The sequence below is a fragment of the Pseudomonas sp. WC2401 genome, assembly GCF_041200115.1.
GTDB classification, from domain to species: Bacteria; Pseudomonadota; Gammaproteobacteria; order Pseudomonadales; family Pseudomonadaceae; genus Aquipseudomonas; species Aquipseudomonas fragi.
On the sequence record NZ_CP165623.1, the window covers coordinates 3567538 to 3579724 of the forward strand.

Below are 12187 nucleotides of genomic sequence, written 5' to 3' on the forward strand. Positions count from 1 at the left end.
CTTCCCCCAGCTCTGACGGAGTACCCACATGGCACTTTCCCGCGAACAAATGGCCCAGCGCGTCGCCCGCGAAATGCAGGACGGCTTTTATGTAAACCTGGGGATCGGTATCCCCACCCTGGTCGCCAACTACATCCCCGAAGGCATGGAAGTCATGCTGCAATCGGAGAACGGGCTGCTCGGTATGGGCGCCTTCCCCCGCGTCGGTGAAGCAGACGCGGACATGATCAACGCCGGCAAGCAAACCGTGACGGCCCGCACCGGGGCCTCGATTTTTTCTTCGGCCGAATCCTTCGCGATGATTCGCGGCGGCCATATCGATCTCACCGTACTCGGTGCCTTCGAGGTCGACGTACAGGGCAATATCGCTTCCTGGATGATCCCCGGCAAACTGGTCAAGGGCATGGGCGGCGCGATGGATCTGGTAGCCGGCGCAGACAATATTATCGTCACCATGACCCACGCTTCCAAGGACGGCGAGTCCAAACTGCTGTCGCGTTGCAGCCTGCCACTGACTGGCGCAGGATGCATCAAGCGCGTGCTGACCGACCTTGCCTATCTGGAGATCGAAAACGGCGCCTTCATTCTCAAGGAGCGCGCCCCCGGCGTCAGCATTGACGAGATCGTGCGCAAAACCGCAGGCAAGTTGATCGTCCCGGAGCATGTCCCGCAAATGCAGTTCGCTTGAGCCGCCCATTTTTCAGGAGAGATTTGATGCAAGATGTCGTTATTGTTGCCGCCACCCGTACTGCGATAGGCAGCTTTCAAGGCTCACTGGCCACTGTCCCGGCCGCCGAACTGGGCGCTGCGCTGATCCGTCAGTTGCTCGCGACAACCGGCCTGAAGGGTGACCAGGTGGATGAAGTGATCCTCGGCCAGGTGCTCACCGCAGGCTGCGGGCAGAACCCGGCACGCCAGGCGTCGATCCTTGCCGGCCTGCCCAACACGGTTCCGGCACTGACCCTCAACAAGCTCTGCGGTTCGGGCCTCAAGGCCTTGCACCTGGCTACCCAGGCCATTCGCTGTGGCGATGCCGAGGTGGTGATCGCCGGGGGCATGGAAAGCATGAGCCTGGCCCCCTATGTGCTGCCCGCAGCCCGTACCGGCTTGCGCATGGGCCATGGGAAGATGCTCGACAGCCTGCTGCACGACGGCTTGATGGATGCCTTCAACGATTACCATATGGGCATCACCGCCGAGAACCTGGCAGACAAGTACCAGTTGAGTCGCGAACAGCAAGACGCGTTTGCCGCCGCCTCGCAACAAAAAGCCAGCGCGGCAATCGAGTCCGGGCGCTTCGCTGACGAAATCACGCCGATTCTGATCCCTCAGCGCAAGGGCGACCCGCTGTCATTCGAAGTCGACGAACAGCCCCGCGCCGGGATCACCGCCGAGTCCCTGGGCAAGCTCAAGCCTGCGTTCAAAAAGGATGGCAGCGTCACTGCCGGCAACTCATCGACCATCAATGACGGCGCCGCTGCCGTGATCCTGATGAGTGCCGACAAGGCCAAGGCGTTGGGCCTGCCCGTGCTGGCCCGTATCGCCGGTTACGCCAACGCCGGGGTCGACCCGGCAATCATGGGCATCGGCCCGGTCGCGGCCACCCGCGCGTGCCTGGGCAAGGCTGGCTGGAACATCGATCAGTTGGACCTGATCGAAGCCAACGAAGCCTTTGCCGCGCAATCATTGGCCGTGGCCAAGGAACTGGAATGGGACATGAACAAGGTTAACGTCAACGGCGGTGCCATTGCCCTGGGCCACCCGATCGGCGCCTCGGGTTGCCGGGTGCTGGTGACGTTGTTGCACGAGATGATCAAGCGTGATGCGAAAAAAGGCCTCGCGACCCTGTGCATCGGTGGTGGCATGGGCGTGGCCCTGGCCATCGAGCGCGACTGAGGGCCAAGCGTTCAAACAGCCAGTACGCAGCTCCACGATAGCCAAGTGCTGGCTGGCAGTACGCCCGGCGTGACCTCGGTTACGCCGGGTTTTTTTTCACCCGGGTTTGCTCGGGGGCAATCACCTGCCCTTGCGCAGTCACCGGCTGCATCAGGCCCAGCGGTTGGCCAGTGGTGCTGTCCACCAACTGCGAATGTGCCTCGTGGGGAGCAAACAGATGCTGCTCGGCCCATTGACGAAACGCCACGACCACCGGGAACAGGCTCTGGCCTTTCGCCGTCAGCACATACTCCTGATACGAGGTGCCATCTGATGCGGGTCGCACCTCGAAAATCCCGGCTTCCACCAGATTCTTCAGGCGGTTGGTGAGCACGCTGCGCGCAACGCCCAGACCACTCTGGAAATCCCCGAAGCGGCGAACGCCATCAAAGGCGTCACGTACGATCAACAATGACCAGCGATCGCCGATCAAGTCCACCCCCCGGGCCACCGGGCAGGCTGGGGCAGTTGAGGCAGAATCAGTAAGCGGCTTGACCATGCAGGCTCCTCTGGTGAAACGGGATGTCAGGGTGACGTCGAGCAACGAGTTTCATTTTAAGACTGGTTGACCTAGAATGAAACAAGTCTTAATTCGAGACTAGATTGCCGAGAGGTCCGCCCGTGCCATGTCATCATCTTAACCCGGTCAATACCGCGGCTTCTCCCGCACTGGTAGGGCTGTTTGCCTGCGCCAGCGGTTTGAGCGTAGCCAATGTTTATTACGCCCAACCCCTGCTTGACCAGATGGCCGCCGACTTTGCCATCAACCCGGGCGCAGCAGGTGGCGTGATGGCTGCAACACAGGTCGGCAGTGTGCTGGCATTGCTGTTAGTCGTGCCGCTGGGTGACCAACTGAACCGCCGCACCTTGATGCTGGCCCAGATCGGCGCCCTGGTTGCGGCGCTGGTTTGCCTCGGCATCACTGGTTCTGCGGCGATCATGCTGCTGGCCATGATGATGGTTGGGCTGCTGGGCACCGCCATGACCCAAGGCCTGATTGCCTTCGCCGCCACCGCAGCACGGCCACAGGAACAGGGCCGGGTGCTGGGCACGGTTCAGGGCGGCGTGGTCATCGGCCTGCTGCTGTCACGGCTGGCGGCCGGGTTGATAAGCGATCTGGCCGGGTGGCGCTGGGTCTATCTAGGCTCGGCGCTGGTGATGGCCGCGCTGGCCCTGATCCTGTGCAAAGTCTTGCCATCACAGCGGCCCACGGCGGCACCGATGGCCTATCCCAAGTTGGTGCTCTCGATGTTTGTGTTACTCAGGAACGATCGCGTGCTGCAAATTCGCGGCATGCTCGGCCTGTTTATCTTCGCGGTACTGGGTATTTTCTGGAGCGCGCTGGTGTTCCTTCTGACTCAGGCCCCCTATGAATTCTCACATACCATCATCGGCACCTTTGGCCTGGTCGGCGTCGCGGGCGCACTGGCAGCCTCACGCGCAGGGAGTTGGGCGGACCAAGGCCTGGGCCAAAGAACAACCGGTGCGGCCCTGGGGTTGCTGATACTGGCCTGGGCAGCCTTGTGGCTGGCCCCTTGGTCGCTGCTGTGGCTGGTGATTGGCATTGTCATCCTCGACCTTGGCGCGCAGGCCGTACATGTCACCAACCAGAGCATGATTTTCAGCAGCCCGGGCCACTCCCACAGCCGGGCCGTGGGCTGCTACATGCTCTTCTATGCCGTCGGCAGCGGATCGGGGGCGCTGGCCTCCACGGCCGTGCATGCCTCATTCGGCTGGAACGGCGTATGCCTGCTCGGCGCCGGAGTGAGCCTGGCTGCCCTAGGATTCTGGGCAGCCACATTGCGTCATGCCCCCGCAACGGCCCTGCCCGCGTAGTCGTACAGGTCGGCCGGCCCTGTGACATTCGCTCACTCATACGGGCCGCGGCAGCACTCGCCACCGTTCCGTATTGCGGAACAAATTCCATATGAGTGATACTGGCCAGCTCACCGACGCCAGGAATCCTGACTGATGCCCCATCGCCTGCATGCCGATGCCGTAACCCTTGGCTACGATCAGCGCACCATTTCCACCGACCTCAGCGTCAACATTCTCGATGGCTCGTTTACCGTGATCGTCGGCCCTAATGCCTGCGGCAAGTCCACCTTGTTACGGGCGCTGTCGCGCCTGCTGGTGCCCTCAACCGGGCAGGTGTTGCTCGACAACACGCCGATCCATGCATTGCCCGGCAAAGAGGTGGCGCGTCGGCTCGGCCTGCTGGCGCAAAGTGCTACGGCGCCGGATGGCATCACCGTGGCCGATCTGGTGGCGCGCGGTCGTTACCCGCATCAGTCTTTTCTGCGCCAGTGGTCACCGGCCGACGAGCAAGCCGTGAGTGCTGCAATGGCTGCGGCCCGGGTCAGCGAGCTGGGCGAACGCCTGCTGGACGAGTTGTCGGGCGGCCAGCGCCAGCGGGTCTGGATTGCCATGGTGCTGGCACAGCAAACACCGATCCTGTTGCTGGACGAGCCCACCACGTTTCTCGATATTGCCCATCAGATCGAACTGCTCGAACTGCTCGCCCGGCTTAACCGCGAAGGCCGCACCATCGTCGCCGTGCTGCACGATCTCAATCAGGCCTCTCGCTATGCCTCGCACATCATTGCGATGAAAGACGGGGCCATTGTCGCCCAGGGAGCGCCAGCCGAGGTCTTTACCGAAAGCCTGGTCGAACGGGTATTCGGCCTGGCGTCGCTCATCATCGCCGACCCGGTGACCGGCACCCCGCTGGTGGTGCCCAAGCCCCGGGTGCCTGCCTAGGGCTTACTCGCCACCCTGCCAGGGCAAGCCACCGGTGGACTGGTTGACCCGGTGGGCAGCGTGGAACAGTGCCTGGCGGTCCTCTGGTGTCTTGAGCTGGCCCAGGTCGGTCACTGTGGTCATCACGCACACCAGTTCGCCCTGGGCATCAAACACCGGTGCGGCCTGGCCGGTGACATTGGACAGCAAGTGGCTGGTCAGTTCAGCCCAGCAACGCTGGCGCACTTCGTCCAGTACCGCCTTGGTTGGCGGCGTGCCGCGAAAATGCGCCGGTTGCTGCTTGCGCGCGGCATCAATGGTGGTTTTCGGCAACCAGGCCTGAAACACCAGGCCACAGGCGGTGTTGTCCAGCGGCAGGATATCGCCCAACGCCAGCGGGCTGATGGAAAAAAAGGCACTGCGGTACCAGCGCACCAGCGTCGGCCCGCGGTCGGTCCAGATCGCCACACCACCACTGGCCGCATGTTCATGGGCCAGCGACTTCATGTGTTGGGCGGCAATTTCCACCGCATCCACGCGCTTCAACGCGCCGATGCCGATGCTCAATGCCGCCGGGCCCAAGTCGTACAAGCCACTGGCCGGATCCTGCTTGGCCAGCCCTTCCTTGACCAGACTTTGCAAATATCGATGAGTCGTCGAACCGCCGGTTTGGGTGCGACGCGCCACTTCGCCCAAGGCCAGTTCGCGTTCGGCGCTGGCCAGCACATTGAGAAACCGCGCTGCAATCGCCACCGACTGGATGGTGCCCGAGCGCTTTTCGCTCGGGGTGTCCGGTGCATCGTCATCCGGTGCCTTCAGGTTTTTCAAGGGTTCTCTCCTCGCCACTGTCTCGCGGCTGTTTCTCAATAGGCATCAATCGACGCCGCGCATGATACCGGCTTTGGCAGGCGTCGCCTGCGACAAAATCCAGCATATAGCACGCCAACAAATACCACATAGAGGAATCAATTCTTTATTGAGGAACGTGATAGCCACATGCTACGATCACCATAACGCGGATCATTCTCATTTGGAGCATCTCTTGAAGGCCTACTCCCCCCGAAAGCTGACGTGCGGTTTCAGCGTACTGACCCTGTCTACCCTGCTTGGCGCCAGCGCCGCACTGGCAGATGAAGCGCTTGCTGGCGATAAAAAACAGGCACTGGTGTTCGAGCCGATTACCGTGACGGGCGAAAAGCTCGAGCGTGACCTGAAGAGCACTGCTTCGTCGGTAACGGTTATTTCGGGGCGCGAGATCGACGAACAAAAAACCGGCGACTCCACCGTGCATGAAGTGCTCGAAGGCGTACCCAACGTCATCTATACCGATACCGTTGGCGCGCCGGTGATTCGCGGCATGGACAGCCAGGGGCCAAACAATGGCCAGAATGTGTTCTGGGGCGGCACGGTACCCCGCGCCACCATCAACCTGGACGGCCACTACCTGAACTACAACGAGATGTTCTTTGGGGCCACCTCGGTTTGGGACCTGGACAATATCGAGGTGTTCCGCGGCCCGCAGACCACCTCCCAGGGTGCCAACGCGATTGCCGGGGCGATTATCGTCAACACGAAAAACCCCACCTTCACCCCCGAGGCGCTGTACCAGGCCGAGATCGGCAACTACAACCACAAGCGCACCTCGATTGCCCTCTCCGGCCCGCTGATGGGCGAAGACCTGGCCGGGCGCCTGGCGGTGGACTACTCGGCCCGCGACACCTTTATCGATTACACCAGCCCCAACTTCCAGAAGGGCAAGACTGATCAGGACTTCAGCGCACTCAATGCCCGCGCCAAGCTGCTGTGGTTACCGAGTTCGATGACCGGGCTGCAGGCAAAGCTCACCCTGGCCCACAACGACAGCAACCGCCCGAGCCAGGAATCAGCTTCCAAACCCTTCCACAAACTCGACCACATCACCAACACCATGCCGTCCTGGGAACAGACCACCAACACCGGGATCCTGGATGTCAGCTATGACTTCGACAACGGCATCAAACTGTTCAACCAGGCGCAGTACTCCCACTCCAGCGTCAAGCGCTACACCGGTATCGCTGGCCAGGGTGATGCGGATATCAAGCAAAGCAATATTTCCAACGAAACCCGCCTGGTGTTTGGCGACCAGCACAGCGAGTTCAGCGGAGTCAGCGGGGTCTATGTAGCCCGCACCAAATCCGACGAATCGCTTTTACTCTCCGGCCTGTCGAGCTTTGATGACACCAAGGAAAACTTCGGCCTGTTCGGTGAGTTGAATTACCGCCTCAACGACCGCTGGACCCTGAGCAGCGGCCTGCGCTACCAGCAAGACCGCATCGACCGCCAGGGCACATCGGTGCTGGCACCGGGGCCGCTGGATTATCAGAAAACCTTCTCGGCCTTTTTGCCCAAGGTGTCGCTGGCCTTCGCCGCTACCCCGGACTGGACACTGGGCGCCATGATCAGCCGCGGTTATAACCCGGGTGGCATGTCGCTCAACCTGACTACCCGCCAGTGGCAGGACTTCAAGGAAGAGTCGGTGTGGAACTACGAACTGTTTACCCGCGCCAATCTGCTGAATGACCGCCTGATCCTCAGCGCCAACCTGTTTTACATGGACTTCAAGGATGCCCAGTACAACATCCCAGTAGTGGTCTCCCCGGGTATTGCCCAGTCCTACACCATCAATGCTGAAAAAGCCCACGGCTACGGCCTGGAGCTGGGCGCCGACTATCAGCTACTCGACAGCCTTAAGCTGCGCGCCAGCCTGGGCACGCTGCGCACCCGCATCGACAAGATCTCCAGCAACGAGGCGTATCAGGCCAACGAATTCGCTCGCTCGCCGGGTTACACACTGAGCATTGGGCCGAGCTGGGACATCACCGAAAAAACCAATCTGTCGGTACAGGTGCGTCATTACGACGGCTACTACTCCGACACGGCCAACAGCAAAAGCCTGACCATCGACTCCTACACCCTGACCGATGCACGCATGAGCCATCGTTTCAGCGAGGCCATCGAAGTGTATGGCTATGTGAAAAACCTGTTCGATGACCGCTCCGCCATTTATATGCAGCAAAACCGTGGCATTGGCGGCCTGGAAGCGAGCATGACCACGCCGCGCATGTTCGGTATCGGGGTCAAGGGCGCGTTCTGAGCCTTTGCCTGCCCATGAACGGGCGGCCCCGTGGCGGGCTGCCCTGGTTTTTTTTCAAGCTGGAAACCTGCATTTATGAGCACCCACAAACACCTGCATATAGGCCTGTCGCTGGCCCCTACCTGGTTGAGCGGCGATGGCTGGAGACGGGAAAACAGCAATATCGAAGAGATTTTCACCGCAGACTACGCCATCGATCTGGCGGTGCGCGCCGAAGCCGCGCACCTGGATTTCGTGTTTCGCCCCGACGTCAGCTGCATGCCCATGCACATGCTCGACAGCGGCTCAGGCTTTGCCAGCCTCGACCCCACAGTGCTGCTCGCTGCCGTGGCCCGGGAAACGTCGCATATCGGTCTGGTGTCCACGGTATCGACCACCTTTTTTCCGCCTTATGTGGTGGCCCGCCAGTTGCAATCGCTGAATTGGGTGAGCCGTGGCCGCGCCGGCTGGAATATCGTGACCGCCCTGCAGGGCCACGAAAACTTCGGCCTGGAGCAAATGCCCAGCGCCGAGGAACGCTATGAGCGCGCCGCCGAATTTACGTCGGTGGTGCAGCAACTGTGGGCCAGTTTCCCCAACGCGGCATTGAAGATCGACCGCGCCAGCGGCCACTATGCTGACGCGTCCCAGGTGCATGCCATCGACCATGACGGCAAGCACCTCAAGGTCAAGGGGCCGCTCAACCTGCCCGCCTACCCCGGCCCGCGCATCCCGCTGATCCAGGCGGGTGCATCGGCATCGGGGCGCGATTTTGCCGCCTCGGTGGCAGACCTGGTCTTCGCCCCGACGCCCGACAAGGAAGCCGCCCTGGAACTGCGTCGCGATCTCTCGCAGCGGGCCCTGCGCCACGGCCGCGACCCCGCCGGGATTCGGCTGCTGCCTGGCCTGAGCCTGTACCTGGCCGCCACCCGCGAAGAGGCCCGCGCCCTGTTTATGCAAACCCACGCGCGGCTGGACAAGCCGCGCAAACTGGCGTCGATCAAGGACATGATCGGCCTCGACCTGACTGACTGGCCCCCAGGCCGCCCGGTGACCCGCACCGACCTGCCACCTGTGGCGCCCGATGCCGGCAGCCGCACCCACAACAGCCTGCTGCGCCGCCTGATCGAGCGTGAATCCCTGACCCTCGAGCAGTTGCTGCTGCGCCCCGAGGTGATCTCTGCAGCGCATTGGCAAGTGGTGGGCACAGTGGACGACGCCCTGGAGCAGATTATCGACTGGGCCCACAGCGGTGCGATTGACGGTTTCATTGCCGCCCCGGGCGGCTCGGTGGAGTCGGTGCATCTGTTTCTTCAACAGCTGATGCCGCGTCTGGTGCAGGCCGGGCTGTTCCGCCAGGGCTACAGCGGCACGACCTTTGCCCATCACCTTAACGAGGGTCGCGAGCATGCTTAGAACACTCGCCTTGCCCCTGGTCGCGTTGCTATTGACGGGGCTGGCCCACGCCGCCGACAAACCGCAACGCATCGTCTCCACCACCCCCAGCGTGACCGGGATCTTGCTGGCAATAAATGCACCTGTGATTGCCACCGCCGCTGCCGCACCCAGCCGCCTGACAGATGCCAAGGGTTTTTTCCGGCAGTGGGCCGAAGTCGCCGACCAGCGCGCAGTGCAAGTGCTGTATCCCAACCTGCAGTTTGATCTTGAGGCCGTGATCGGCTGGGCCCCTGACCTGCTGGTGGTGTCGGCCACCGGTGCCGACAGCGTGCTGCAACATCAGGCCGAGCTTGAGGCCCAGGGCATCAATAGCGCCGTGGTCAACTATTCCAATCACAGCTGGCAGGAAATGGCCGTCGAACTGGGCAAGGTCACCGGGCTGGAGCAGCAGGCGCAGGCTGCAATCCAGCGCTTCGATGCCTACACCCTGAAGGTCGCCTCAGGCCTGACCCCGCCCCCGGGCACGGTCAGTGTGGTGGGCTACAACATTGCAGGCAGTTATTCGGTAGGGTTGCCCGCCAGCCCCCAGGCACGCTTGCTCAGCGCACTGGGGTTTACCGTAGCGGGCTTGCCTGACGCACTCAAGGATCAGGTGCGGCGTAGCTCGGACGTGGGTTTTATATCCCGCGAGAACCTGTCCCGGGTCATTGCCGGTGACAGCGTGTTCCTGCTCGGCGGCAGTGATGCCGATGTACAGGCGTTTCTCGCCGACCCGGTACTGGCCAATCTGCCTGCGGTGCGCAACAAACAGGTGTACCCACTGGGGGTCAGTTCGTTTCGCATCGACTACTACTCGGGCAAGCAGATGATCGATACCGTCGCACGGAGTTTCCCCTGAGTCATGGCCCTGTCTCTTCAGCGAACCGCGGTACGGTTCAAGCAGCCACACCGTAAACGCCTGCGCGGCCTGGTGGGCGGCCTGGGATTGCTGGTACTGATGGTGGGGCTGAGCCTGGCCCTCGGCTCACGCCCCCTGAGCCTGAACCAGGTCCTTGATGCGCTGGGTACCTATGATCGGCAAAACGACGTCCACCTGATAGTGCGCGAGCTGCGTATCCCGCGCACCCTGGTGGCGGTCCTGGCCGGGCTGGCGCTGGGGATGGCCGGAGCGATCATGCAGGCGGTCACGCGCAACCCGCTGGCCGAGCCGGGCCTGCTGGGTATCAATGCAGGTGCTGCACTGGCAATCATCATAGGAGCGGCCGCGTTCAATCTGGTGACGCCACTGGCCTATGTGGGGTTCGCCTTTATCGGCGCAGGGCTGGCAGGGGTCACCGTGTTTATCATCGGTCAGGCCCATGCCGGCACCTGCAACCCGGTGCGCCTGGTCCTGGCCGGAGCCGGGCTGTCGATCATGCTGGTATCGGCCACCGGCATTTTTATCCTCAATGCTCCTGCCGACGTCTTCGACCAGTTTCGCCATTGGGCCTCCGGCTCCCTAGAGCGCAGCGGCCCGCAAGCCGCCTGGGTGCTGTTGGCGGCCGTGATCCCGGGCGGCGCCATCGCCCTGGCGATTGCCGGCAACCTCAATGTGCTGGCGTTGGGCAAGGACATGGGCCTGGCCTTGGGCGCCAGCCCGCGTTCAACCTGGCTGCTGGCGTGCCTGGCGGTGATGCTGCTGGCCGGCGCGGCCACCGCCGGCGCCGGCCCAATCGGTTTTGTCGGGCTGGTGGCACCGCATATTGCAAGGTTGCTGGTCGGCCCGGATCAGCGCTGGATCCTGCCCTATTCCGCCCTGTATGCCGCCATCCTGCTATTGGCAGCCGATGTGCTCGGGCGCGTGGTAGTGGCCCCGTCCGAAGTCGCTGCGGGGATCATCGCCCTGTTGCTGGGCGGCCCGTTCTTTATTGCCGTGGTACGCAAGTACCGATTGAGTCAACTATGAAAACTGCCCTGCCTGCGGTCATCCGCTTTGCTTCATATTCACTGCTCTGGCGCCCGCGAGTGATGCTGATCGGCACGCTGTTGATGGTCCTGACCCTGTTGCTGGGGCCCATGCTGCTGGGCGTCGGCACGCTGGCGCTAAGCCCCGGCGAAGTGCTGGCCAGCCTGTTCGGAGCGGGTGACAACCCCACCGCCGAGCGGGTGATCTGGCGTGTCCGTTTACCCCGGGTACTGACAGCCGTCTGCGTCGGCGCGGCGTTGGGCATGGCGGGGTCGATCTTCCAGTCCATCTCGCGCAATGCCCTCGGCTCGCCGGACATCATCGGTTTCACCACCGGAGCGGCCAGCGGTGCGATTGTGCAGATCATCCTGTTCAATGCCGGGCCGCTGGGCACCTCACTGGCCGCAGTGCTCAGTGGCATATGCACCGCAGCCCTGGTCTTTGTGCTGTCGATGAAGGGTCGCACCAGCGGCGGCTACCGCCTGGTGCTGGTGGGCATCGGTGTTGGCGCGATGCTGACCGGGCTCAACACTATCCTGCTGGTGACCGGCGATCTCGACCAGGCCATGACGGCGCAGCTGTGGCTGTCCGGCTCACTCAACACCCGCACCTGGGCCCATGTGCTGCCAGCGGCGCTGGGCCTGGTGCTGATCACCCCCGTTGCGGTCTACCAGGCCCGGCAACTGAACCTGCTGGAAATGGGCGACGACACCGCCAGCCAACTGGGCGTGAGTGTTGAACGTTCGCGCCTGCTCATGGTGATGGCGGCGGTAGGCCTCACGGCCATTGCCACGGCGGCGGCCGGCCCTATCAGCTTTATCGCCCTGGCAGCGCCGCAGCTGGCCCGCAGGCTGACTGCTTCGCCCGATATCCCGTTGCTGACAGGTGCGGTGATGGGGGCCTTGCTATTGCTGGTGGCCGACCTGGTCAGCCAGCGTTTCACCCAGCACCTCAACTTGCCGATCGGGTTGACTACCGGTTTGCTGGGCGGGCTTTACCTGCTGTGGTTGCTGGCCGGCAGTCGCAAGCTTTAACGCTGGCGCAATCGCGTGGCCCCT

General features: G+C 62.7%; 11 protein-coding genes. 9 read left to right on the top strand and 2 right to left on the bottom strand.

The window, feature by feature from the left end; all coding sequences use genetic code 11:
- Positions 1–28 precede the first annotated feature (28 nt).
- Together AB3G35_RS16155 and AB3G35_RS16160 are read left to right on the top strand one after the other, a co-directional pair.
- Complete coding sequence (locus tag AB3G35_RS16155; protein WP_016781136.1) at positions 29–688, top strand: CoA transferase subunit B; 660 nt, start codon at positions 29–31, stop codon at positions 686–688.
- 26 nt (positions 689–714) lie between these two features.
- A complete protein-coding gene (locus AB3G35_RS16160; protein WP_016781137.1) occupies positions 715–1896 on the top strand; it encodes an acetyl-CoA C-acetyltransferase in 1182 nt (393 codons plus the stop codon).
- Positions 1897–1975: 79 nt separating this feature from the next.
- Here AB3G35_RS16160 and AB3G35_RS16165 read toward each other — a convergent pair whose 3' ends face one another.
- Positions 1976–2434, bottom strand: a complete 459-nt coding sequence (locus tag AB3G35_RS16165; protein WP_016781138.1) for a helix-turn-helix domain-containing protein — start codon at positions 2432–2434, stop codon at positions 1976–1978.
- Positions 2435–2556: 122 nt separating this feature from the next.
- Here AB3G35_RS16165 and AB3G35_RS16170 point away from each other — a divergent pair, with 122 nt between their 5' ends.
- Entirely contained in the window at positions 2557–3771 is a 1215-nt protein-coding gene (locus tag AB3G35_RS16170; protein WP_369781762.1) for an MFS transporter, read from the top strand.
- A 135-nt stretch (positions 3772–3906) separates the two neighbouring features.
- Positions 3907–4695: an ABC transporter ATP-binding protein gene (locus AB3G35_RS16175; RefSeq protein ID WP_134048671.1), complete on the top strand. Its 789-nt coding sequence runs from the start codon at positions 3907–3909 to the stop codon at positions 4693–4695.
- A gap of 3 nt (positions 4696–4698) precedes the next feature.
- On the opposite strand, the gene AB3G35_RS16180 is transcribed toward AB3G35_RS16175, so the two are convergent.
- The gene (locus AB3G35_RS16180; protein ID WP_369782750.1) at positions 4699–5493 is read right to left on the bottom strand and encodes an IclR family transcriptional regulator; all 795 of its coding nucleotides are present in this window, start codon (positions 5491–5493) and stop codon (positions 4699–4701) included.
- A 223-nt stretch (positions 5494–5716) separates the two neighbouring features.
- Here AB3G35_RS16180 and AB3G35_RS16185 point away from each other — a divergent pair, with 223 nt between their 5' ends.
- From AB3G35_RS16185 to AB3G35_RS16205, 5 genes are all read left to right on the top strand, one after another.
- Positions 5717–7807, top strand: a complete 2091-nt coding sequence (locus AB3G35_RS16185) for a TonB-dependent receptor (protein WP_369781763.1) — start codon at positions 5717–5719, stop codon at positions 7805–7807.
- A 75-nt stretch (positions 7808–7882) separates the two neighbouring features.
- On the top strand, positions 7883–9202 hold the full coding sequence (locus AB3G35_RS16190) for an NtaA/DmoA family FMN-dependent monooxygenase (RefSeq protein WP_086797360.1): 1320 nt from the start codon (positions 7883–7885) through the stop codon (positions 9200–9202).
- A complete protein-coding gene (fepB, locus tag AB3G35_RS16195) occupies positions 9195–10082 on the top strand; it encodes a Fe2+-enterobactin ABC transporter substrate-binding protein (RefSeq protein ID WP_167380454.1) in 888 nt (295 codons plus the stop codon). Before AB3G35_RS16190 ends, fepB begins: the two co-directional genes overlap by 8 nt.
- A 3-nt stretch (positions 10083–10085) precedes the next feature.
- Positions 10086–11129: a FecCD family ABC transporter permease gene (locus AB3G35_RS16200; protein ID WP_369781764.1), complete on the top strand. Its 1044-nt coding sequence runs from the start codon at positions 10086–10088 to the stop codon at positions 11127–11129.
- On the top strand, positions 11126–12163 hold the full coding sequence (locus AB3G35_RS16205) for a FecCD family ABC transporter permease (RefSeq protein ID WP_369781765.1): 1038 nt from the start codon (positions 11126–11128) through the stop codon (positions 12161–12163). The genes AB3G35_RS16200 and AB3G35_RS16205 overlap by 4 nt, the downstream gene beginning before the upstream one ends.
- Positions 12164–12187 lie beyond the last annotated feature (24 nt).

What these genes read in the sequence shown, in the direction of transcription:
- AB3G35_RS16200 (WP_369781764.1), top strand. Translation starts at nt 10,086, where the DNA reads ATGGCCCTGTCTCTTCAGCGAACCGCGGTACGGTTCAAGCAGCCACAC.
- AB3G35_RS16175 (WP_134048671.1), top strand. Translation starts at nt 3,907, where the DNA reads ATGCCCCATCGCCTGCATGCCGATGCCGTAACCCTTGGCTACGATCAG.
- AB3G35_RS16165 (WP_016781138.1), bottom strand. Translation starts at nt 2,434, where the DNA reads ATGGTCAAGCCGCTTACTGATTCTGCCTCAACTGCCCCAGCCTGCCCG.
- AB3G35_RS16160 (WP_016781137.1), top strand. Translation starts at nt 715, where the DNA reads ATGCAAGATGTCGTTATTGTTGCCGCCACCCGTACTGCGATAGGCAGC.
- AB3G35_RS16155 (WP_016781136.1), top strand. Translation starts at nt 29, where the DNA reads ATGGCACTTTCCCGCGAACAAATGGCCCAGCGCGTCGCCCGCGAAATG.
- AB3G35_RS16205 (WP_369781765.1), top strand. Translation starts at nt 11,126, where the DNA reads ATGAAAACTGCCCTGCCTGCGGTCATCCGCTTTGCTTCATATTCACTG.
- fepB (WP_167380454.1), top strand. Translation starts at nt 9,195, where the DNA reads ATGCTTAGAACACTCGCCTTGCCCCTGGTCGCGTTGCTATTGACGGGG.
- AB3G35_RS16190 (WP_086797360.1), top strand. Translation starts at nt 7,883, where the DNA reads ATGAGCACCCACAAACACCTGCATATAGGCCTGTCGCTGGCCCCTACC.